This window comes from Cryobacterium sp. Y11 (genome assembly GCF_002929535.1).
GTDB lineage: Bacteria > Actinomycetota > Actinomycetes > Actinomycetales > Microbacteriaceae > Cryobacterium.
On record NZ_PJJO01000037.1, the window covers coordinates 1 to 22776 of the forward strand.

Genomic DNA, 22776 nt, shown 5'->3' on the forward strand with positions numbered 1-22776 from the left:
ATCTCGTCGACGAACTTTGCGGTCATGAGCGATTCGAGGATTCCGACCAGGGCCATGCCGAGGGCGTAGGGGGCGATGATGGTGACTGTCTCCCAGTTGAGTGGAATGTTCGGGAGGAACAGTTCCGGCAAGCTCTTTGGAAGTTCGCCCTGGTCGCCGATCGTTGGCACGGTGATGGCGGTCGTGACGGTTACGACGGTGAGCACAACGATGGCCACGAGTGGGGCCGGGATTACCTTGGTGATGCGCGGCATCACGATCATGATGATCAAGCCGACGGCGACCAGCGGGTAGACCATGAAGGGTACGCCGAGCAGCTGGGGGAGTTGGGCGGCGAAAATGAGGATGGCGAGGGCGTTGACGAAGCCGATCATGACGCTGCGCGGGATGAAGCGCATGAGTTTGGCGACGCCGAGCAGGCTGAGCACGATCTGCAAGACTCCGGCGAGGATGACGGTGGCGATGAAGTATTCCATGCCGTAGTCGCGGGCGACCGGGGCGATGACGAGGGCGATGGCGCCGGTGGCGGCGGTAATCATGGCGGGGCGCCCGCCGACGAATGAGATGGTCACGGCCATGACGAACGAGGAGAACAGTCCGACGCGCGGGTCGACGCCGGCGATGATCGAGAAGGCAATTGCCTCGGGGATGAGGGCCATGGCCACGACGAGGCCGGCGAGCACCTCGCGGGTGAGAAGGCGCGGCGTGCGTAGCGCGGTGCGAACGGATGGTTCCGCTTTGTAACGGTCGGCTGAAGCGGATTTTTGAACGATGGCCATGTGGCCTCCAGGAACGGGACCTCAAGGAGAAGCCAGATGGATGGGAGTGGCGATCGGGGCGCCGGATTCACGCGTCTCGCCACTGGGGCGCGGTCTGTTGAGAGCCGACCCGAAGGAGAATATTTGGTCCGTCGAAACACTCAACCATCGCAACGTTACCTCAACGTAAGGGTCTTACCCCCTTCGTGCACAAATAGGTCGGGCCCCGCGACGTGCCGGGGTTCAACCACTGCAGGCTAAGAAGCAGGGCAGGTTAGTGACCCGACCCCATATTTCCGGCGAGGCGTGCGTGCAGCATGCTGCTCGCTTCGTTGAGTCCCTCAATCGTCACGGTCTTCTCGTGGCGCTGGTACTTGTAGGTGATGTCGTCGAGGGTGGCGACGGTGGAAGCATCCCAAATGTGCGAGTTCGTCATGTCGATGACGATGCGGTCAGGATCGTCGAGGTAGCTGAACTGCGTCTTCAGATCGTTGCTGGAGGCGAAGAACAGGGCGCCGGTGATCGTGTAATAGGCGATGGGACCAGTCTCGTCGACGGTGAGGCTGCGTTCGACCTGGGCGAGGTGGGCGACGCGTCGGGCGAAGGCGACCATGGCGATGACGACACCGATCACGACGCCGATCGCGAGGTTGTGAGTCGCGACGACGGCGACGACGGTGAAGACCATGACGGTCGTCTCGCTCTTGGGCATGCGCTTTAACGTTGCGATGCGGATGCTGTGCCAGTCGAAGGTCAGCACGGACACGATAATCATGACCGATACCAGTGCGGCCATGGGTACAACGGACAGGACCGGGCCGAGGCCGAGGACGAGAACGAGCAGAAAGGCGCCGGCGAGGAAGGTGGAGATGCGGGTTCGGGCACCGGAGGCCTTGACGTTGATCATGGTCTGGCCGACCATTGCGCAGCCGCCCATGCCGCCGAAGAAGCCGGAGAGCATGTTGGCAACGCCCTGAGCCCAGGACTCACGGGTCTTGTTGGAGTGGGTGTCGGTGCTCTCGTCGACGATCTTGGCGGCCATCAGCGACTCAAGAATTCCAACCATCGCCATTCCGAAGGCGTAGGGAGCGATGATCGTTAACGTCTCTAGGTTGAGCGGGACGTTGGGGAAGAATAGTTGCGGAAGCGTCGTGGGCAGTTCGCCCTGGTCCCCAATGGTGGGGACATTGATCGATACCACGACGGTCAACACAGTGAGTACGACGATCGCGACGAGCGGCGCGGGAACCACCTTGGTGAAGCGCGGCATAACGACCATGATGATGATGCCGACCGCGACGAGCGGGTAGACCATGAACGGGACGCCCAGCAGCTGCGGCAGTTGCGAGGTGAAAATCAGGATGCCGAGGGCGTTGACGAATCCGACCATGACACTGCGGGGAATGAATCGCATGATTTTGGCAACACCGATGAAGGCGAAGATGATCTGGAAGATACCCGCCAGAATCACCGTAGCGATGAAGTAGTCGATGCCGTAATCACGCGCGACCGGGGCGATTACGAGCGCAATGGCTGCGGTCGCACCGGTGATCATGGCGGGGCGGCCACCGAGAAATGCGATCGACACGGCCATGATGAAGGTCGAAAAGAGGCCGACACGCGGATCGACGCCGGCGATGATAGAGAACGCAATCGCCTCGGGGATGAGGGCCATGGCCACAACGAGGCCGGCGAGCACCTCCCGGGTGAGGATGCGCGGTGTGCGCAGAGCTTTCATCACGGTGGGATCGGCTTTATACCGATTCTTTTCCGTGGTTTTTTCAATAATGGCCATGGGGCCTTCCTGGAGCGGGACACACGAGTGGTGCCGAATGTAATAGAGAAGTGAGTGTGGGCGCCCCGTCGCGCACCTCCACCAGTCATCAGGGACAATGGTGGGAGAGCAGGCTCACATGACAATGTCAGCCAACTTCTGCAACACTACTCTAACGTTAGGGTTGATTGCTAATCCGTTCGAGAAAAGGTATCAACTATGACTTCCCAAGCCACCACGGGCACCATGCATATTGGAGAGCTCGCCGAGAAGACCGGTCTCTCACTGCGCACCATTCGTCACTATGACGAAATCGGGCTGCTTAAGGCCTCTGGTCGTACCGAGGGTGGTTTTCGCCTCTACACGCAGGAAGATCATTCTCGACTGATGTTGATTCGACGGATGAAGCCGCTCGGGTTTTCTCTCGAAGAGATGATGGCGTTGTTGAAGGTCATCGACACGCTGCAGGGCGGCGTGGCTGGTTCGGATAATCCGGATGTTCGCGCGGAGCTTGACACTTTCATTGCACAAGCGGTTGAGCGTCGGCAAAAACTCCAGGATCAGCTGGGAATGGCCGACGAGTTTCTTGAGGTTCTGCGCACTCAGTAGGGCCGAACGGGCGATCTAGGCGCGCTGTGGCGATCGAACGAAGAGGGCGACGCCGATGATGATGACGGGAATCAGTGCCAGTGCCAGCGCCGGCGTGGTGAAACTACCGGTCAGGTCGAACCCGAGCGAGAGCGCGACCGGACCGAAAGCCGTCGACGCGAGCCCAATTGCCGTAGCTACTCCGCGGATATTGCCAATGTGTGCCAAGCCGTAATAGCGCACGTATGAGGCGGCTTCCATGCCGCGCAGGCTCCCTCCGGCGGCACCAAGAACGAGGCCATAGACGATGGCCGCCACTCCGCTGCTCACCCACGGCAGCATGACGAGAGCCGCGGTCAGCGTCACCATGGAAAACACGATGAAAACCTTGGGGCTGACCCGGTCGACGAGGCTTCCCGTGAGTAGGGTGGCCAGGATCCCGGTCACGGTCTGCGGCAGGAAGTTCGCCGCCGCTTCTAACGGGGTCAGGCCCTGGGCGCCTAAAATGGCGATTTGGTGAAACGCCAGCGCCGTTGTCAACATGCCCGAGGTTGCCAGGCTCGCGGCGATGACCCAGAACATGCCCGAACGGATGGCTTCCGGCAGCGTCCACGATTCCTTCGCAATGGTGAGCTGAGCCGTGGAGGGGGTCGATTCCGGATCGACGGCGGGGGCGCGCTTGGGAAAGACCAACGCCAGCGGAATGACCACCACGGCCACAAGCACCGCTTCCCACCGCCACGCATCGTACATACCCACGGATGCGATCAGTCGCTCCACAAAGATCGGTGCGAGTGAGATGCCGGCCGAGCCGATGGCGCTCGCAATGCCGAGGGCCAGGCCGCGTCGATGGTGGATGGCCCGGGCCACCGCGGTGGTTGCGGCCAGGGTGAGCGCACCTTGGCCGGCCATCCGAACACCGGTAAAGCCGGCGGTGAGCCCGATGATCTCGCCAACGAAGCTGAAGGCCAGAAGGATGCCGGCGAAGCTAAGGCCAATCACGACCGTGACGGACCGTGCTCCCCATCGATCCAACGCCCGCCCAATAAACGGTTGCACGGACGCGCCAACGAGCGTGCCAATGAGATAACTGAGCGCGACATCCGTTCGCGACAGTCCTAGGTCGGCAATCAGGGGATCGGTGAACACGGAGAGACCGGCAGTCTGGCCGGGGGCCGTCATGACAGAGATCAGTCCGGCGGCACCGATGAGGGCCAGCCAGGACCATGAGATTCGCGGGCGCGGCGCTGTCGCGCGGTCGGACGGCGCAGGGAAATGGGGGGAGTGCGGTGTAGAAGACACGGAAGCTTTCACAAAGAATGGGGCAGACGGCGCGCCAGCAGAGTGCTGGCTGCGACGTGGGAAAAGAGCGCATCTGAAGGTTCGAACAGCTTTCGAATGGTGAGCGACACGCAAGACCACCTACACTCTACTCTCACGTGAGAGGAAGGTGACCGATGGCGGAAAGGAACTTGCCTTCAATTCATACTCTTCCCTTACGTTACGGTAGGGTTGGTGTAAGTGGTTGACAGAAAATCACTCACGCGGTCCTGGCCCGATCGCGGCCCCAACTTTTCCCGTTCTAGGTTCCCGAGAGGAGCACTCCATGTTCATTCATCCCCTCGCTCGTACCGACCAGCACCTGATTCAGGATTTCATGCTGACCAAGATCACCCTCCTGCTGGCCCGCCACGCGGAACATGCGGAGTGGGAATTTGAACTCACAGTAATGGATGACAAGTCCCGCGAGGGATCGTCGCAGGGACACGCATTCCTCTTCATTTACACCGTCGCGCGGTACTACGTCGCGGTCACGCGTGCCCACGCGCAGTCCAATACCTCCGCGACCGGTCCCGATCGCGACGAGTCAACATTCTTCGGCGACTTCATCGATGCTGTCGCCAGCAACGACCCCACACGAGCGTTGACACGGTGGTTTTCCACCGACATCAGCGCCGAAACCGATATCGCCGCTCCGGCAACCCGACAACTCGCCTTTGAATTTCTCGACCGGCTCACCATGCCGGCACCGGATTTCATTGCCAGTGACGTGGCCGATTTCCTGCCCGACCCGTACGAATCTGACCATTCCGTGGGCTGACGCCCGCGCCCCAAGAAAAGAGCTCCATGAGCACCCACCCACTGTCCCTTACCGCACCGCCCGCACTTCCTGCGCGCGGCCTGCGCATCATCCCGCTCGGCGGTCTCGGCGAAATCGGCCGTAATATGACCGTGTTTGAGCACAAAGGCAAACTGCTCGTCATCGACTGCGGGCTGCTGTTCCCGAAAGACATTCAGCCCGGCATCAACGTGATCTTGCCCGATTTCTCGATCTTGCGTGACCGGCTCGACGACATCGAAGCCATCGTCCTCACCCATGGCCACGAGGACCACATCGGCGCCGTGCCCTACCTGCTCAAGGAACGCGGCGGCATTCCCGTCATCGCCTCCAAGCTGACTCTCGCCTTCGTCGGAGCAAAATTTCAGGAACACCGCCTGCATCCCCCGGTCGTTGAAGTCAAGGAAGGCGAACGCCGCTCTGTTGGTCCCTTCGACCTCGAATTCCTGGCCGTGAACCATTCCATCCCCGACGGCCTTGCCATCGGCATCCGCACAGAAGCTGGATTGGTCGTGCACACCGGCGACTTCAAAATGGATCAGTTCCCCCTCGACGACCGGCTCACCGACCTGCCCGGTTTCGCCCGGCTCGGCGACGAAGGAATCGACCTGCTGCTGATCGACTCGACCAACGCCGTTGTGCCCGGATTCACCACACCCGAAGCCGACATTGGCCCCGCCATCGACAGTGTGTTTCGCACCGCGCCACGACGGATCATTGTCTCCAGCTTCGCCAGCCACGTCCATCGCATCCAACAGGTGATTGACGCGGCCGTGCGCCACAACCGCAAGGTGGCCTTCGTCGGCCGATCCATGGTGCGCAACATGGGTATGGCCGCTGAACTGGGGTATCTGCACGTCCCAAAGGGACTGCTCGTGGATGTCAAGGCCCTGGAGCGGATGAAAGACGACAAGGTCGTTCTCATCTGCACCGGCTCACAGGGAGAGCCGATGGCGGCTCTGGCCCGCATGGCGAACCGTGAACACACCATCCGCATCGGAGAGGACGACACCGTTCTCTTGGCCAGTTCGGTCATTCCCGGAAATGAAAACTCCATCTACCGGGTCATCAACGCACTCACTCGCTGGGGTGCCAACGTCGTGCACAAAGCCAACGCCACAGTCCACGTGTCCGGACACGCCAGCGCGGGCGAACTCGTCTACTGCTACAACGTGATGCGACCCACCAACGTGATGCCCGTGCACGGTGAATGGCGCCACCTCACCGCCAACGCGGACCTGGCCGTGCGCACAGGAATCAGTAAAGACCGCGTTCTCGTCGTCGAAGATGGCATCGTGGTCGACCTGGTCGATGGCCGCGCCACCGTTGTAGGGCGAGTACCGGCCGACTACGTACTGGTCGACGGCATGACCGTCGGAGGAGACGCAACAGAAGCGATGGAAGATCGTCGACTCCTCGCCGAAGACGGTGTCATTACCGTTCTGGGCATTCTCAACACCAAGACGGGACGCCTGGCCGAACCGGTGGAATTCATCGCCCGCGGCTTCAATCACGATGCGGACTGGGCAGCCAATGCCGCACAGATCATCGACAAGGCCATAGCCGCAGAAACCCGGAATAGCGCTCTCGACGGAGCAGCCCTCGAGCGGATCTTCTCCGAGAGCGTGACCCGATGGATGCAACGCAAGTATCGGCGCAACCCGGTGATCACGGCGGTCGTCGTTGACGCCTAGCGCTTAACGGGAACCACGAACGCGATCGGCCCGGCACATCACGTGTGCCGGGCCGTTGCTGTTCTCGCCGTCAGCTCACGTTCAGCGACGTTTACCGCCGCAGTCGCGCTGCGCCGTCGGCGGGGTCCGTCTCGACGGACGGGCTGAGGTTCTCCAGCACGATATCCGGGAACTCCCGAGCGACAGCCTGAAACCGCCAAGGGGTGCTGAACAGGGCCAAGAGAGTGTTGTCGGATCGAGTGAGCACTTCCACCTGGCGCAGCGACCCCAGTCTGCCCGCGCTTGCTCGATCGGTGCGGCGCGCGACTTGGTAGGGCAACGCCTCCATATGGATATCAGCACCAAAATCGTGCGTCATGCGTTCCTCAACGACATCGAACTGCATCGGACCCACGGCCCCGAGTACCGGAGCCTGGTCGCCCCGCAGGTCAGACCGCATGACTTGAATGACCCCCTCATGGTCGAGTTGATCGATTCCGCGACGGAATTGCTTGTGCTTGCTGGTGTCGGCGGGGCGTACGGCACGAAAATACTCGGGGGCGAACACCGGCAGGGGCGGGTATTCGACGGGTTCGGAATCATAGAGTGAATCGCCCACCCGAAGAGAGGCTGCGTTGATCAACCCGACGATGTCGCCGGGCCAGGCCTGCTCCGCCATGGTGCGTTCCCGTCCGAACATCTGTTGCGCATACTTCGTGGCAAACGGACGGCCGGTTGATGCCTGCATTACAACCATCCCGCGGTGGAACATGCCCGAACATACCCGCACGAATGCGACGTGGTCACGGTGCGAGGCGTTCATGCCGGACTGAACCTTGAAAACAAATCCGGAGAAGTCACCGTTGACGGGCCGTTGTCGACCGGTGATATCTGCCCGGGCCAGTGCGGGGGGAGCGAATTCCACGAGAGCGTCCAGCAGCTGGTGAACACCAAAATTGAGGACGGCAGCGCAAAAAAGAACCGGCGTGGTCGTCGCGCGAAGAAAAAGTGCCTCGTCGTGGTCGTGCCCTTCGGCATGGAGCAGTGCTGATTCTTCGGCAGCATTAGTCCAATCCTGGCCGAGTTCCGCGGCAGCGGCAGTCGCCGTGGTACGAGCTTCACTGGCGGCGGTCGCGCCTCCTGGGGTTCGGGTGAAACGCACAAATCCGGGGGATTGTCGATCCAGAACTCCGTGAAATTCGCCGGCGAGCCCGACCGGCCAGGTGAGCGGTGTGGGCACAAGCCCGGTGCGGTCCTGGATCTCGTCCATGAGATCCAACGCGGACTTTCCCGGTCGATCCCATTTGTTGATGACCGTGATCACGGGCAGGCCGTGTTGTCGGCACACCTCAAACAGCTTCATGGTTTGCGGTTCGAGGCCCTTGCTGGCATCAACGAGCATCACAGCGGCATCAACAGCGGAAAGGACCCGGAAGGTGTCTTCGGAGAAATCGGCGTGACCGGGGGTGTCAACGAGATTGATCACGGTGTCGCGATACTCAAACTGGATAGCGGCGGATGTCACGGAAATGCCACGGGCCTGCTCCATAGCCATCCAGTCAGACACGGTGCCCCGCCGGCCGGCTTTACCGTGTACTGCACCCGCCCGATCAATCGCGTGCGCGTGCAGCAGGAGTGCTTCGGTCAGCGTGGACTTGCCGGCATCAGGGTGAGAAATAACGGCAAAGGTGCGCCGTTTGTAGGCTTGGGTAAAAATGTCGAGATTAGAGACGGCGGGTGTGGTTGGATGCGTCACGGTGTTCCTGTCTGAGCGTGATCACGAAGCGGGATCGGTGGATTCACAGACTCCGCAGCAGTTCGACGAACCCACTGGCTACGCGAACCTGTTCGCAAAGAGAACGTTCACGAGCTTCGATATCGCTGATCAGAACGGCGAGATCGCGCCGGATTGTTGACACCGTCGCGTCCGGGTCGGAGTTGACTAGATCCAGTGTCGCCAGAGCATCCTTGATTTCCGGATGGGTGAGAGACAACGCTCGGAGGCTGCGGATGATGCGTGCCCGGTCGAGGTCGGCCGGGGCGTAGAGCCGATAGCCGGAATCGCTGCGCCCTGACGCCTGCAAAATGTGGATCTCGTCGTAGTGCCGCACGGTGCGCTGGGAAAGCCCAGTCCGTTCGGCGAACTCACCAATAAGCATGAATGCCACCTCGTCCCATACGTGAATGATCGTATATCTCTACTCTAACGTAAGAGTAGAGTTAGTGGTAATAGACATGAGGCATATGATCAACGCACACCGAAACCACCCGTGGACGCGATACGTCGCGCTCGGCGACTCCTTTACCGAAGGCATCGGTGACCCCGAGCCAGAGAGTGTAGGAGGGCATTGAGGCTGGGCCGACCGGGTCGCCGCGGTACTCAGTGACGGCCAACCGGACTTCAATTACGCCAACCTCGCCGTGCGCGGCAAGATCTTGCGCCAGATCAGCGGCGAACAGGTGGAACCGGTGCTACAACTGCGCCCGGACCTCATCACTATCTCCGCTGGCGGTAATGACGTTATTCGTCCCGGTGCCGACCCGGACGATGTCGCAGCTGGGTTCGATGATGTCCCCGCTTCTGTCCCGGTCCGGCGCCACGATCGTCCTCTTCACCGGGCCCGACCTCGGGTTCTCACCATTTTTTTGGGCCATGCGGGGAAAAATCGCGATCTACAACGAGAATTTGCGTTCTGTGGCAGCTCGGCACGGCTGCCAGATAGTTGACCTCTGGTCACTAACGGCCATCCAGGACGCGGGTATGTGGGCTCCGGATCGGTTGCACTTCAACCCATTGGATTACCACACGATTGCACGCAGCGTTCTGAGCACTCTCGGCGTGGAGAACTCATCGCAGCCATCCCAAATTGAGCCGGTACCGATGCCGTCCTGGCGGGGCCCACGAACGAGTGATGTCGCGTGGGCCCGCACCTATCTGGTGCCGTGGGTCCTGCGCCGCGCTCGGCACCAATCCTCGGGCGATCACATTCTGCCCAAACGCCCCGAGGCCAGCCCCTTGGGTCGGCCTCGGTTCTGACACTGCCTGTGTCCGGTGGCTACTCTGCGGACTTGACCGCGTGGCCACCGAACTGGTTGCGCAGCGCGGCAACGGCTTTCATCGCCGGGGAATCTTGCTGGCGAGATTCGAACCGGGCGAAGATTGACGCGCTGATGGCGGGAACGGGAACGGCATTAGCCAATGCTTCTTCGATGGTCCAGCGGCCCTCGCCGGAATCATCGACGTATCCTTCAATACTGCCCAGGGCCGGATCCTCTTCGAGGGCCTGAACCAGGAGCTCGAGCAGCCAGGACCGAACAACCGAGCCACGCTGCCAGGCCTTGAACGTTCCGGGAACATTCTTGATGATGTCGTCCCGCTTGGCGAGTAGCTCATAGCCCTCGGCGTAAGCCTGCATGAGGGCGTACTCGATGCCGTTATGTACCATCTTGGCGTAGTGACCGGCACCGACCTGGCCAGCGTGCACGAAGCTTTCCTCGCGCGGGCCGGACGGACGCAGGGCATCGAAGACCGGCATAAGCCGATCAACGGATGCCGCGCTGCCGCCGACCATCAGCGCGAAACCGTTCTCCTGGCCCCAGACTCCGCCGGAAACGCCGGCGTCGATGTAGTCGACTCCGTTCTTAGCGAGAAGGGCCGCGTGCACGAAGTCGTCGCTGAAACGGGAATTGCCGCCGTCGATGACCAGGTCACCGGTGCCCAGAAGAGCGCCGACCTCGGTAATGACAGCCTTCGTGATGGCACCGGCGGGGACCATTACCCAGACGGTCTTGGGCGAGGGAAGTGCGTCGATGAGGTCTTGGAGGGTCGCGACGTCGGTGACGTCGGGGTTGTGGTCGTAGCCGGTTACTGTCACGTTGTTTTCGCGGAGGCGGGTGCGCATGCTGGCGCCCATTTTTCCGAGGCCGATGAGGCCGATGTGCATGTTCATGATGCTCATTTCAGAAGTGTCTTGTGGGGCGGAGGTGGCTTGAGGTGTGCCCATTAAACGTATGCATATACTGACGCCGTTAGGGATTTGGGTGTTTTCGTGCTCTCTACGATCTTGATCCGCAGAACTTGACGCAGACTTCAGCATAAATCAAACCTCACGTAAGGGTTGATTGACATTTATGATGCAGCGGGAGCGCATTCCTCAGGGCGCATACGGAGTGGGCCCTTTTGGCGTTGCACCTCGCTCCGCCGCCGAATCGATTCCCGGCCGTTACGTTTCACTTGTTGCAGACGAAGCGAAGCTACGGACGCCGGTCCACTGACCTCGGCCGGTTCTGAGCTCGGTATTCCAGCAAGTGATTGTCGAGCGCGGTCGGACGAGGGGTGAGCTGAGCAGTGTTTAGTCGAGGTCGAGCGATCAGCCTCGACCTACTCTTTCGAAACACGAACTATCGCGGGGCCGCCGGTGCCGCCGTGCGCAGGAGGAAGCTTTTTTCTTATCCACAGCCAATAGATCCGTCCCGCAAGAGGTTCGGCTTGCGGGCACCGAACGGCGGCGTTGAGCGGTGCTATCAGATCGCACCGCCCAAGGAAAAGAACTGTCTTGAAACCTGAGTTTCTCAAAACCCGTGGGACACTCTAGATGATCCGCAGGCACCTCCAGTCGGCCGGCGGACCATTGTCCCCGCTCTGTGGGTGCAATTGGGCCTGCGGTTGTGCGCGCCAATGAGCCGAGGGGTGCAGTACCTCCAATGGGACAGTATCGAGTTCATCGATGCTTGGATGAGCCTGCGGGAGAACGCTTCCGCTCGTGGACGCTCCCGTGCAGCAAGATTGGTGTGAACCCAATCGATTGAATCGAGCAATACGGATATGAGCCCTGATAACGACGTAATAGAGCGGTCGGCGTGTGAGCCGGCCGTGTTCGCGACGTTGTACGACCGTCACGCGCCATCAGTTTTCCGGTATGCCGCACAGCGGCTGGGCGACCATGCTGCGGATGATGTGATGTCGGAGACGTTCCTGGTGGCATTCGAGCGGAGGTCGGCCTACGACTTGACAGTGGTCGATGCGCGACCGTGGTTGCTCGGTATTGCCACGCGGCTGATGCGGAAGCATGTCCGCTTGGAGGCGACGGCATGGAAGGGGATGACAGCGGACCTCGCGGCGCAGATCGTCCCCGACCTCATCGACCTGGCCGGCGCACGCATTGACGCTCACCGCCTCACCCAGCGGTTGGCGAAGGCGCTGCGGCGATTGCCGGAGATCGATCGCGACACTCTGCTGCTATACGCGTGGGGCAACCTCGACTACGCCTCGATCGCCACAGCGATGGAAGTACCGGTCGGAACAGTGCGCTCACGACTGAATCGGGCACGGCGCCAACTGCGCCGCGCCGCAGGCATCGAAACCCTCGAACAGGAGAAGGACCATGGACGAACTGACACTGCTCCGCAACACGCGTGACGACTCGCGCGAACCGAGCCCGACGGCGTTGACCGCGGGGCGAGCCGCGCTTCTCGGCCGCATCGCGGACGGCGACGCGACGTATGCGACGGCGCAGCATCGAAAGAAGCGGGCCTGGATGCCGCGGCTGACGTGGGCTGCTGCTGGAGTGGCCGCCGCGATGACGGGCGTCCTTGTGGTGGGCAACGTCACCTTGAGCGCGCAGTCGGCCTACGCGAGTGGGGTGCTGCGGTCCGCGGCCGCCGAGACCATCCAATATGCAGATCTTGTGGCTGGTTCCGATCAGTACCTTCGTTCGCACACGCACGCTCGCTGGGGGGTCTGCGATAACACGGGATGCGAGCCGAACGATCAGATCCTGGACGTGTATATGCCCGCCGATCCCGGGGCGGAATGGACGCTCTATCGTGATTGGGGCAATATGTCGGGCGTGCTCACCGGCGAGTCGATCGAGACAACCCGAGCGGTCGATGGGCGATTTTATGGCCCGGATTCTTCGTGGGTAAATGTCGTCTTTGCAGACATCCCTCTCGACGGCGCTGCAGCGTATGAATGGATCGACGCTCAGTACAACGGTGGGTCGGCATCCCGCGACGAGGACAACTTTGTGCGCATCACTGACATCCTTCGGTCCGGTCTAGTTCCGGCGCCACAGCGCGCAGCTCTCCTCGACGCGCTATCTCGTATTTCCGGAGTTACGGCCACTGACAACGTCGCGAATCTCGACGGCGTGACAGGAATCGCGATCGGCCGGAACGAGATGCTCAGAGCCGGGGAACGCCAAGAAATCATCATCGATCCCGACACCGGACTCGTCATTGGTGAACGGGCCCTGAGCGGTACGACTCTCTTCGGATGGGGAGTCAGCGAACAGATGTCGCTGACCGCGATCGAGACGACCGTGGTGGACACGGCGCCATGAGCACTTTGAGTCACGAGGTAGACCCAGCCGCAGTTGATCTACCGCCGACGTACTCTGTCTTGGTCCCTCTTCCATCGGCCCCGGTGACGACAACTACCCGGCGGCGTTGACCGCAGCCGTGGCCTGGCATTTGGAATGGCTTTAACTCGCACAGCTTTCGCTCTGCGGGTGCCCCAGGTCGTTGTCACAGGCAAGGAAGAGGTCCCACTCGCCCTTTTTGCAGACGCTGCGAGCAGGCGGCTCTCAGCTTCGCTCCTATACTCAGCGATGGGCGCATACGCTGACTGCCGCCTGACTCACCTAAAGTCCATGACTGCGGTCACCGTCCCGCAGAGAATTCCGCTTACGACAGAGCGCGAGGCGGACCTATCCACCGTTTGGCAGCCGTTGCTGCTCGATCAGTTGATGCGATTAGCGGTGCGGTCGCAAAGCGGTAGCCATACGTCAGTGGGTTTCCACTCCCAAGCGATCTCTTGGCTGCGACCGTCTTCGCCAAATCGATACGTTGCTCGCTCGTGCTCGCCCGTCAGCGTCCAAGTATGACCGTCGACAGTCAGCGTGTAATCGCGTGCGAAGCCGTGATTCTCGACCGTTCGGGCAAAATAGCGGCCGGCTTCAGCGTCCCAGCCCATCAGACTAAGTGTGTCAAACGGACCGTTCGCGCGCTCATCTTGCACGATGAAGTAGTTGCCCGAATACCACCGGGCGGAGTGGATACTGTTCCACGGACTCGCTCCCGCGTGCGGATTATCCAGCGACTGCTCGACACCACCATAAGAGGTGCCCTCAGCATGCCAGTCACCCAGAAAAACTGCCACCTCTTCATGCTCAGCCATGATTCAACCCTACGTTCGGAAGCCAAACCGGGCAATCATCTGGGGTGGCTGGTGACGGATCGCCCGATCGGATGTCGGCGGTTCAGACGTCAGCGCGCCGGTTGAGCCTTCCCTTACGAGATGGCCGCAGCAGTTCATGCCTGGAGCGGGGTTCAGGTCCAGGGCGGCGGGACCGAGGCGCCGCCACGCAACGCTACCCGAAGGTTCAGATCGTCGCCGGCCTGGAGCTGACGGCTGGTGAGCGGGTTGAGGAAACCGAGGTCGTCGTCCGTGATGCCGAAACGGTCGGCGATGTCATTGAGCGTGTCGCCGGCGACCGCACGGTAGGAGAGTGCAGCAGCATCGGCGGTAGTGGTGCCGCCAGCACCGACCCGAATGCCGGTGTCGACGGCGAGTAGCCCGGGGCGGGTGTCCGGCACGTCCCAGGTGATCGTGCCGAATGCCCGGGGAGTGAGCGCGCAGCCATCAGGATCGGTCGTGCCCGGGGCGCTCGCGGTGATGACGGCGGTCAGATAGTAACTGGGGTCGCCCCGGGAGAAGTCCCTGTCGCCCAGGCTCAGCCCTAGCTGATCGGCGTCCGTGGAGAGCTTACCGAACGAGAAGTTGTACATGTCGGCCAGGCAGGTCGTCGTCTCCGACCAGGGACTGAAGAACAGTTGCATGCCTCCGGGAACGTCCGAGTTGAAGTCCTTCAGCGCGACGTCGAACCCGTCGCCTCCTGCAGTGATCACGACGGTTCCGGAGATGGTGTTGTGCCCCGAGGCCGACGTGAGCTCGGCCGTGCCGATGACACCGTCGGGGATGACGACGTCGGCCGCGTCGTCGGACAGGGCCGGAGCAACACTATGGACAGCGTTGTCAACCGGTGGAGTCTCGGTCGGCGGGGGCGAGCAGGCCACCAGTCCGAGCGTTAGAGCAATGCTCCCCAGAACGGATGTCGCCAGTCGTGGCATCAGGTCCCCTCTCCGCCGAGCCCAGTATGGCAGTCGACCCCATCGTCGGTCCAGCCGAGGCCTCGACCGGCAGAGTGGCTCGACGCACCGAACACTATGAACCGTCCCGTAGAGGGTTCCTGTGTCGGAACGGAGCGGAACACGTTGACCACTTGATCCCCAAGCTCTCGGCGACCGACCCGCCGCAGGACACCACTTCTCCTAGGCTCATTTGTGCACGGCAACGTTTGTTCGACCAAGACTGTCGCGGCCGATAATGTGGTCCGTCACCAGGTGCCGAGGGCACGCCAGTCCGACACCACAACCGGCACAGGAACGGGTATGTCATGGCCATATCTGGTAGCCGCCTCGCTGCGGCCTTAATAATTCTTTCGTTGGCGATATTAACGGGGTGCGCCGACACCTCGGAAAAAGCGGGGCCAGAATTAGGAAACGAAAGCCGGCCTACGGCCGCAGCCGCAGCTAAAACCGCGACGAGCCTCGCTAACGGTACCGACGGCATTTTTTCATCCGCTACCCGGAACTTAGATGCGTGCAGCGTCGAGCCACTCGGCTCGATCAGCAACCCGGACGCGCCCCGACGCTATTCGTGCTCTCTCTACCGGGTCACGCTTGTCACCTTCGCACCGGCTGTGGAAGCCTCACCAGCCGCGTTGCTCCTCGACGAAGGATTCGAAGAACGATCGTGCATGGCGTTGTGGCCACTGGTGTCAGTGGCCACGCAACCCGCTTTGGAAGCGCTCGGAGCAGGCATCGCAGCGCCGCCTGTGCAAGGCGGATACGACTGTAGTGGTGAGGAAGTGACGGTAACACTGGGCCGAGCCGACAACGCGATCATTAGAACGCTGGCACAAACGCCGCCCAGTCCACTGTCCAACACGGTTGTCACTGACGAACCTCCGATAGGGCTTATCCCTCTAGATGCAGTCCTCAAATCGGGCGAAGTTTTCGTCGGTTTCATTGAAACCACGGTGCGGTACGTCGACGTCACTGTGTGCGGGGGATTGCGCCTGTGCTAGAGCGGTAATCCGGGCACATCACATCCAGCGCAGATCAGTTGCAGCCTAACCGCCGAAGTCCGCGAGCATCGTGATGGAGGATCCGGCAGCGTGGCACGCCGCGGCGATGGCAGAAGTGGCATCCTGCCACTCAGCAGATTCATGATCGAAGCGTGCACCGATGGGCGATGCCTGAGCTGTTTTCAGAAAGATCACGGAATCCGTTACGAGGTCGCCGACCTCAGAATCGTTCACCAACACATGCTCATACCCGGTGGCGACCATGTCCATCTGAGCAACGAACTGACCCACGCTCAGTGCTCCAGCTGCATAGCCGGCCGCAGTATTTCCCTCCATCGTGCCGATTGCCGTGACCTGTCCGCAAACGTGGTCCGTGCTGATGGCAGATTCCCCTGCCTTCGGGGCGATCGACGGGGTTGATGCGCTGGTGGGCAGGGCAACTTCTGCTCTCTGCTCTTCCGGCTCTGCAACAGAGGATGCGCAACCGGCGATGGCTAAAACAAAAGCCGTCGCAGCCATAACCGTGAGACTTTTGGAAAGGGTGCCGTACTTGTAGCTCATGTGTCTTGGAACCTAACGATGCTTCGTGCATGAAGTATTAGGCCAGTCTCCTGTCGGTGAGCCTGGCCACGACCAGAGTACAAGGCCCGCGCCACCCTCATTCCACCCAGGTCTACATGAGTTGCTGGTCTGGCGCTTTTCTTTGCGACGTCATGAACCGCAATCGGCATGGAAACGGATATCCGCTCTTCCCGAGGCTCGCGGTGATCAGCTCTTCGGTTCCTGAGACGTAGACGCTCGCGTCGTAGAAGTCGTTCCCGACCGCCTACACACCATCCGCGGGGATCCACCACTGAGCACTTTTGCCGCCGGCCATCCCGCCGAAGGGCTCAGCGCCATCGGCGAAGGGTTGACCGTCATCGTCGTGCAGGGGATTCATCACGCGCGCGTAGGAGCGGTGCCCACGAGGCAGGTAGTCACCCACGGTCATCGATCCACCCTGGAGAGAGGGCAGCTCAGCGATGACGTGCGGGACGAGGCCAATCGGATTCAATGCCATCTCCGCACCCTATCGAGTAATCGAGGTCAGCTCGATGACGATCTGCCGGGATAAAAGTCTCCCTTGCGGGTCGCCCCCAAGCCATCGCGGCGGGGCTATCCCGACGGCTTCGGGTAATGCAGAGGATCAAACTCGGCGCAATATCCCCTCCGTCTCTCTGGTCTCGAGTTGTTGCGTTGCCGATAACGAGACTGGTCGGGCCACCAATGGTGCGAGAAACGGACGGCGTCTCGTCCCGAAGAGGGTTCGGCTTGCGGGCTTGCAATTCTCCTGCCGGCCGTGAGACGAAATAGCGATCAATTGCGGCGTGCCTGTCTGCTCGGTGGGCGTTCTCGTCTGGGAGCTTCACGCGCGCGCTCGCATCTGTCCCGTTCGCTCCTGCAGGCTTTGAACAAGTGCCCCGAAAATTGGGTAAGCGGACGATGCCCGAGTGAGGTTTGGCTGACGCCGAAGCCGGATTTGCTACGTGCGTGGGATTCGTACCCGCGGGTAACCCGCTCCGAGGACGAGGCGTGAAACGACATGTGAAACTATGGCCGCGGCGAACAAAAGCGCACCGCCACGTACGGTGTCAGACGGCAGGAGCGGCGAGCCACCTCGACGGAGTTCAGCCCGAGCTACTCGCGCCCCGGGCAACATCACCAAGGGTGCCGTTATGAGTCCAGCGGTGTAGCTCGTGAAGGAGATCGAAGTCGCGACGTGCGTGACCACATGAGCTTCCAATCCCGCCAACACCGCCCGATAAAGACGCGACTTCCCTTGGGTGCGTGCGCCGCGAACGCAGGCCGCGCCAACAAGCACTCCCATGAGCGCGATGGCGAGTACAGATTGCGCCGGAGAAACTACCGCTCGGCCGGTGCCCAAACGTGCGGCGAGCAGCCTGGACGTGGCCGGGAAAGTGAACGCCTCTTCTACATCGTGTACAAGCCAAGCGACGAAGAGTGCCACCGCAGCGATTCGGGTTCCAGTTAGCTCGCTCGACACAACAAGATCATATCGGGCCCCGCAGCCCAAGCCCTTCAACGGGCGCCGCCCAAAATCTTGTGACACGTTTGAAGCCCCGTAGGGGGTTCCACTTACGGGCAACATGCTCCGCGAAGCGACTTGAGCTGAATCACGTATGAACGCGCCCGCTGGACGTCCGGCTTACGGGACGCTTTTCAGGTCTTGCCGAACCGGTAGGCCGTGGGGCCTTTGCCGTGAACCCGCCAGTCGTAGACCGTGGAGATCCGGATGCCCAGGTATGCCGCCAGCTCGTGGACGTCCATCAGAGGCTCCAGCCCAGTCGTCGATGGGAGGAGAAGTTGGGTAGTCGTCGTGGATGCTCATATCCAGAAGGTGCGCAAGACGATCCCGGACGATCGGGAGGGACCGAAACCGACCTCAGCGCCTCGGACGACAGGTCCGGCTCAGCGGCCCCGAAAGGGTCAAAATGATCACGTAGTGATGACACAATCAAATCTCGTAACCAAAAAAGTCCCGGAAACCCCTTAAACCAGAAATCGCTCCTGAGAAGCCTCGGGAGCGATTTCTTTTTGTTTCGACCGGACCGTGTCGTGTCGTGTCGTGAAGAGTTTCTCGAACGGCCCTGTGGTCGGGCTGACAGATTTTGTACCGGCGACCCCCGAAGGTTTAGGCCTTAAAGGATGACCATGCGAACCACTTTGAGCGCTGTCCTTTACGCGCCTCGGCGACCAGACATCGAACGCACCAGGAACGCAATCACCGCAAGCACCAAGAGGATGGTGCCAACCCACAATAAGAAATTCAGCGACTGCACAAAACCGCCAGTCAGCAGGAGGACGACCGCGATGATGGCGACGACGATAAACAGCATGTTCATGGTGTTTCCTTTCCTATGTTCCCCGGACCCCCCAGCATGCGGAGCACGTTCGCTATTCCTTGAACACGTCTTTCACATGTTCGCCGGCCTGCTTGAGACTCGCCTTGGCCTGATCAGTTTTGCCTTCGGTCTCGAGCGACTTGTCCCCCGCGATCTGGCCTGCGCTCTCCTTGAGCTTTCCCCCGGCCTTTTCAGCCGCGTTCCTGATTTTGTCGGCCTCACTCATTGTTTCCACCTCACGTCACTCGAAGATAGTGAGGTTGCCGGCTAATCGGATCTTCAGCATTCCGGACGAGCCTCTTTCCGATGACGGTACTCTCGCGCCAGGGTTGCAACAATGAGCTGGACACCGGCACCGCGGTCGTGACGCACCCCGTGCTGAGAATCCCGCCCATGCGAGCGAGCGTGGCGCGTTGAGCGGCCGGGACCGGGCGCGGAGGGATGCCGTCATTGTAGACCAGCGACAGCCGTTCTGTGCGAACGCCCGCGCCCGTACTTCGCCCGGGAATCGAAGGATTACCACCCAGCGCTACTACGGGGAAAATACCCGCATTGGCAATGAGCAACGATGGGGCAACAAATGCTACTGAATTTAGCTGAGTATTAGAGCTTCTGAGCCCTACCCGATCGTGCGGTTGAGCCCCACTGATCGTGGCGCAGAGTCCCAGTCGTGGTGTGGCTCAGCACCACTGACTATTTGAGGCTGTGAGAGCCACCCAATTGTGCGGTTCAGAGCCGCCGATCGTCCGGAAGTGCGCTCAATGACACCGACAATGGTGCTGAACAGTGCGAATCACGCATCTGAACAGTGGTGCTCACCCGCACCACAGGTGGTGCCCATCGAAGCGAATAGTCATTTAGCCAGGGAACGATGCGAAAGTCAAAATGCCCTGGCGTCAGGGCATCGCAACTAGTCATCAGTCGCCGGACCTTCGAGGCGGGAGAGTAGGGCTGCGAGCGCCCGGGTGATATCCATCGCGATGGATATCGCGGCCCCCATCGACGTCGCCGGAGTGGAGTCCTTTATGTCGTCAAGCTCGGCCATGAGGGACGCAACCGCATCCGCAGCAGCGGAGTGCGCCGTCAGATCCTTATTTCCCGAATCCCAATCACGCAGCGCCGCAGCCAGCGCGTCAAGCGCCAGGCTCACCGACGGGCGCAAATCCTCTCTCAGTTGCACCTGGATCGGGGTGCCCCACACTGCCCCGGCCAGCACCTCCGTGAGGTCCCTCACGTGAAAGGCGATGGTTTCGAGCGCAGCAAGGTCCTCGTAGTCGGCGCTCAGGTCTCGGTGGCGGTGGATTCGAGCCCGCGGATTGACTTTGCGGCTTTCGTCGGCCTGCTGCAGCGATGTTCGCAGCCCGCTGGAAAGGTTGACGAGCGAGTCATTGCGCGATGCCCAGCCCTCCCGCTCCGGTGGCCAGTTCTCGGCCACGACTTCGGCGACCTCGGATAGGTGATCGGCTAGCGCTGAGCGATAGTTCGAGAGGTTCTTGCCCACGGCATTGAGGTTCAGCGCGGGAAAGACCAACATGTTGATCAGGAGCCCGACGACGATGCCGAGGCTGATTTGCACGACATAGCCGATGGAGTAAGAGTCGGCATCGGGCCCCCCCACGATCAGCACGAACAAGACCGTCACGGGTATGTATTCGCGGTTGTTGCCGAACCACCCTGTCGCGGCAATCAGCGCGCCGATGCCGACGGCGACCGAAATCGTCACCACGTTCGGCTGGCTGAAGACGAGCACAGCCGCGGCGAGCACAATTCCGACTGCGAGACTGCCGAGGGTCTGCAGAGCATTCCGAACCGAGCCCATGAGCGTGGGATACATGCTCACGAGGGCGCCGAGAGGTGCGTAGTAGGGGTAGTTGTCGGCGACCCCGGGCAAGTACGGAGCGATTGACCATGAAATACCGACGGCTACTGCGGCTTTGCCGGCCTGCAGCATGCGCGACCTGGTTATCTGCGATTTCAGCTGCCACGCCGTGTGTATAACTGGTGCCAGCGTGGTGCCTGTCATTATTGTTCCATTCGATCACCGTGCCCACCGGGCGTTCGTTGCTTCGTTACCGTACCGACCGAACCGGGGAATTTCCAGGCAGTGCACTCCGTTCGAGTTGCCCGGTCATCGTTCCGCATATGGGCACGGCGAACGGACGGTACGAGCGGCAGCAGTTAGAGGAATTCAATCGATCCTATGGGAGGCTGAACCTATGATTGATGCGGCTTGGGACCAGAAAATCGACGACTTCTACGAGCATGATTTCGACGAGTCAGATCCGGAGAACGCAATATCAAGGATGCGATCACTCGTAGCGGATCGCCCGGCCGGTGATGCTGCTGCCATGTTCGAGATGGGTGGCGTATACGATTCTCTGGGGTTGGAGCTTGAAGCGATCCCGCTGTATCGAGCTGCGCTCGAGGCAGGGCTCGAAGGGGAACGGGCGACGCGAGTCTTCATTCAATTGGCAAGCACGCTGCGCAACGTGGGGGAATCGACAGAAGCGGTATCGATGCTTGAAGCGGCGCCGATGTCTGCCGTTGATGAACCTGCGCGCCAGGCATTTCTGGCACTGGCGTTGTACGACGAGGGGCGCTACGGAGACGCCCTCCGGACCGCGTTACTCGCTCTCGTGCCAACCCTGGAGAGTTACCAGAGGTCCTTGCGCGGATATGCGGGCGAACTGCCCAGCACAGAATCGGACTCCTCCCCAAGGGTGACGCCCCTCGTCTCGTAGAGGGTTCCCCTGTGACACATCGGGTGGGTCAACGCCTGCCTCAACATCTCGTGCTCGATCGGCGTGGAGCAAGGGCCGGCTTCGGTGAGCCAGCTCGTATGGCTGGAGGAGTTTGTCGGTGGCGTCGGTATTCGGTGGGGCTTACGCCGTGGTGGCGTTTGAAGGCGGTACTGAGGGCAAAGGGGCTGCCGTAGCCCACCTGTTGGGCGATGTCTGCGGTTGTCCTGCGGGGGTCGGAAAGCAGCTCGCCGGCCAGGAGCATCCGCCAGCGGGTGAAGTAGGCCATCGGAGGTTCGCCTACTGACGCGCGAAAACGGTGCGCGAGTGTTGCTCGCGAGACGGTTAGCTGTTGGGCGAGCGATTCGATGGTCCAGGGCGCGCCGGGTGCGTCGTGCAGGAGTCTCAGGGCGTCAGACACGAGAGGATCGCGGGCGGCGGCGAGCCACCCGGAGCCGGAATCAGGGTGTTCGCGCGCCCAGCCACGAAGAGCGTCCACGAGTAGGACGTCGAGGAGTCGGTCGACTGCGCCGCCCTGCCCGGGGGCGTCAACGGAGATTTCATCGCGAAGGAGGCGCACCAACGCCTCGTCAACGTGTCCCGCGGGGATAACCGCGACTACAGGCAGTGCCGCAGCGACTACCGTGCCGATCTGAGCGTCAGATTCATACGTACCAATCAGCATGGTCGTCGCCCCCGTGGGCGAGTTTCCCCAGGTGCGCACGCCCTGCGCCATGCTGATGCTGACGTGGTCGCCGCCCTGAGTCGAACAGACCTGTCCGGGGTGAATGACGACAAGCCCTTCGCGTTCGGGGTCGTCGGCAAGACGATACGGTTCCGGTCCGCGCACGATGGCGATATCCCCGGGTTTCAGGCTGACCTGCGCCCGCTCGGTGACCAGAGACGCTTCGCCGGACAGTATCGCTATAAGAGTCAGTGGCGCGCGATCCTGAACATCGATCGACCATGGCGGGTCCATGACGACGCGCAACGCAAATGCCCGCTGTGCGTGCGGGCCGCTGAGGAGATGAGTGAGTGCGTCCACACCCTCACAGTAGACGATCACGAATGTAA

General features: G+C 61.2%; 22 protein-coding genes and 1 pseudogene. 7 read left to right on the forward strand and 16 right to left on the reverse strand.

All coding sequences use genetic code 11. The features are described from left to right. Nucleotides 1-779: SulP family inorganic anion transporter (locus tag CXY75_RS00980; RefSeq protein WP_146069308.1), on the reverse strand; the 779-nt coding region annotated here is incomplete at its 3' end. A 253-nt stretch (nt 780-1032) separates the two neighbouring features. Next, a complete protein-coding gene (locus tag CXY75_RS00985; protein ID WP_104081017.1) occupies nt 1033-2553 on the reverse strand; it encodes a SulP family inorganic anion transporter in 1521 nt (506 codons plus the stop codon). Nucleotides 2554-2751: 198 nt separating this feature from the next. Here CXY75_RS00985 and CXY75_RS00990 point away from each other — a divergent pair, with 198 nt between their 5' ends. Then, nucleotides 2752-3141 carry a MerR family transcriptional regulator gene (locus CXY75_RS00990; RefSeq protein ID WP_104081018.1) on the forward strand — a complete coding sequence of 130 codons (390 nt, stop codon included), beginning with the start codon at nt 2752-2754 and terminating at the stop codon, nt 3139-3141. 15 nt (nt 3142-3156) lie between these two features. Here CXY75_RS00990 and CXY75_RS00995 read toward each other — a convergent pair whose 3' ends face one another. Next, a complete protein-coding gene (locus CXY75_RS00995) occupies nt 3157-4422 on the reverse strand; it encodes an MFS transporter (RefSeq protein WP_233201655.1) in 1266 nt (421 codons plus the stop codon). A gap of 304 nt (nt 4423-4726) precedes the next feature. On the opposite strand from CXY75_RS00995, the gene CXY75_RS01000 reads away from it, so the two are divergent. Together CXY75_RS01000 and CXY75_RS01005 are read left to right on the forward strand one after the other, a co-directional pair. Further along, nucleotides 4727-5221, forward strand: a complete 495-nt coding sequence (locus CXY75_RS01000) for a hypothetical protein (RefSeq protein ID WP_104081019.1) — start codon at nt 4727-4729, stop codon at nt 5219-5221. A gap of 26 nt (nt 5222-5247) precedes the next feature. After that, nucleotides 5248-6933, forward strand: coding sequence for a ribonuclease J (locus tag CXY75_RS01005; RefSeq protein WP_104081020.1), 1686 nt, complete (start codon nt 5248-5250; stop codon nt 6931-6933). Between the two features lie 91 nt (nt 6934-7024). Here CXY75_RS01005 and CXY75_RS01010 read toward each other — a convergent pair whose 3' ends face one another. Together CXY75_RS01010 and CXY75_RS01015 are read right to left on the reverse strand one after the other, a co-directional pair. Next, the gene (locus tag CXY75_RS01010) at nt 7025-8668 is read right to left on the reverse strand and encodes a peptide chain release factor 3 (protein WP_104081021.1); all 1644 of its coding nucleotides are present in this window, start codon (nt 8666-8668) and stop codon (nt 7025-7027) included. Nucleotides 8669-8711: 43 nt separating this feature from the next. Beyond that, entirely contained in the window at nt 8712-9071 is a 360-nt protein-coding gene (locus CXY75_RS01015) for a MerR family transcriptional regulator (RefSeq protein WP_104081022.1), read from the reverse strand. A 76-nt stretch (nt 9072-9147) separates the two neighbouring features. Between CXY75_RS01015 and CXY75_RS20230 the strand changes: the two are divergent. Then, nucleotides 9148-9949: pseudogene (locus CXY75_RS20230) on the forward strand (SGNH/GDSL hydrolase family protein). 19 nt (nt 9950-9968) lie between these two features. Here the strand turns inward: CXY75_RS20230 and gnd are convergent. After that, nucleotides 9969-10856, reverse strand: a complete 888-nt coding sequence (gnd, locus tag CXY75_RS01025) for a phosphogluconate dehydrogenase (NAD(+)-dependent, decarboxylating) (protein WP_104081042.1) — start codon at nt 10854-10856, stop codon at nt 9969-9971. Nucleotides 10857-11737: 881 nt separating this feature from the next. On the opposite strand from gnd, the gene CXY75_RS01030 reads away from it, so the two are divergent. Together CXY75_RS01030 and CXY75_RS01035 are read left to right on the forward strand one after the other, a co-directional pair. Next, nucleotides 11738-12331, forward strand: coding sequence for an RNA polymerase sigma factor (locus tag CXY75_RS01030; RefSeq protein WP_104081023.1), 594 nt, complete (start codon nt 11738-11740; stop codon nt 12329-12331). Continuing rightward, the gene (locus CXY75_RS01035; protein ID WP_146069309.1) at nt 12297-13253 is read left to right on the forward strand and encodes a hypothetical protein; all 957 of its coding nucleotides are present in this window, start codon (nt 12297-12299) and stop codon (nt 13251-13253) included. The genes CXY75_RS01030 and CXY75_RS01035 overlap by 35 nt, the downstream gene beginning before the upstream one ends. A 398-nt stretch (nt 13254-13651) precedes the next feature. On the opposite strand, the gene CXY75_RS01040 is transcribed toward CXY75_RS01035, so the two are convergent. From CXY75_RS01040 to CXY75_RS01075, 9 genes are all read right to left on the reverse strand, one after another. Next, nucleotides 13652-14089 carry a hypothetical protein gene (locus CXY75_RS01040; protein ID WP_104081025.1) on the reverse strand — a complete coding sequence of 146 codons (438 nt, stop codon included), beginning with the start codon at nt 14087-14089 and terminating at the stop codon, nt 13652-13654. Nucleotides 14090-14241: 152 nt separating this feature from the next. Further along, nucleotides 14242-15042 (reverse strand): LysM domain-containing protein, encoded by an 801-nt coding sequence (locus CXY75_RS01045; RefSeq protein WP_104081026.1) that lies wholly within the window; start codon nt 15040-15042, stop codon nt 14242-14244. Nucleotides 15043-16106: 1064 nt separating this feature from the next. Then, the gene (locus tag CXY75_RS01055; protein ID WP_104081028.1) at nt 16107-16622 is read right to left on the reverse strand and encodes a hypothetical protein; all 516 of its coding nucleotides are present in this window, start codon (nt 16620-16622) and stop codon (nt 16107-16109) included. Between the two features lie 265 nt (nt 16623-16887). Further along, nucleotides 16888-17121, reverse strand: coding sequence for a hypothetical protein (locus tag CXY75_RS01060; protein ID WP_104081029.1), 234 nt, complete (start codon nt 17119-17121; stop codon nt 16888-16890). Nucleotides 17122-17583: 462 nt separating this feature from the next. After that, on the reverse strand, nt 17584-18210 hold the full coding sequence (locus tag CXY75_RS20875; protein ID WP_104081030.1) for an HXXEE domain-containing protein: 627 nt from the start codon (nt 18208-18210) through the stop codon (nt 17584-17586). A gap of 71 nt (nt 18211-18281) precedes the next feature. Then, entirely contained in the window at nt 18282-18389 is a 108-nt protein-coding gene (locus CXY75_RS20880) for an AlpA family transcriptional regulator (RefSeq protein WP_134577727.1), read from the reverse strand. A 410-nt stretch (nt 18390-18799) separates the two neighbouring features. After that, on the reverse strand, nt 18800-18964 hold the full coding sequence (locus tag CXY75_RS19960) for a hypothetical protein (RefSeq protein ID WP_199182320.1): 165 nt from the start codon (nt 18962-18964) through the stop codon (nt 18800-18802). 52 nt (nt 18965-19016) lie between these two features. Further along, a complete protein-coding gene (locus tag CXY75_RS01070; protein ID WP_104081031.1) occupies nt 19017-19190 on the reverse strand; it encodes a CsbD family protein in 174 nt (57 codons plus the stop codon). Nucleotides 19191-19874: 684 nt separating this feature from the next. After that, entirely contained in the window at nt 19875-20987 is a 1113-nt protein-coding gene (locus CXY75_RS01075) for an aromatic acid exporter family protein (protein ID WP_104081032.1), read from the reverse strand. A 193-nt stretch (nt 20988-21180) separates the two neighbouring features. Here CXY75_RS01075 and CXY75_RS01080 point away from each other — a divergent pair, with 193 nt between their 5' ends. Continuing rightward, nucleotides 21181-21705, forward strand: coding sequence for a tetratricopeptide repeat protein (locus CXY75_RS01080; protein ID WP_104081033.1), 525 nt, complete (start codon nt 21181-21183; stop codon nt 21703-21705). Nucleotides 21706-21745: 40 nt separating this feature from the next. Here CXY75_RS01080 and CXY75_RS01085 read toward each other — a convergent pair whose 3' ends face one another. Then, nucleotides 21746-22747 carry an AraC family transcriptional regulator gene (locus CXY75_RS01085; RefSeq protein WP_104081043.1) on the reverse strand — a complete coding sequence of 334 codons (1002 nt, stop codon included), beginning with the start codon at nt 22745-22747 and terminating at the stop codon, nt 21746-21748. Nucleotides 22748-22776 lie beyond the last annotated feature (29 nt).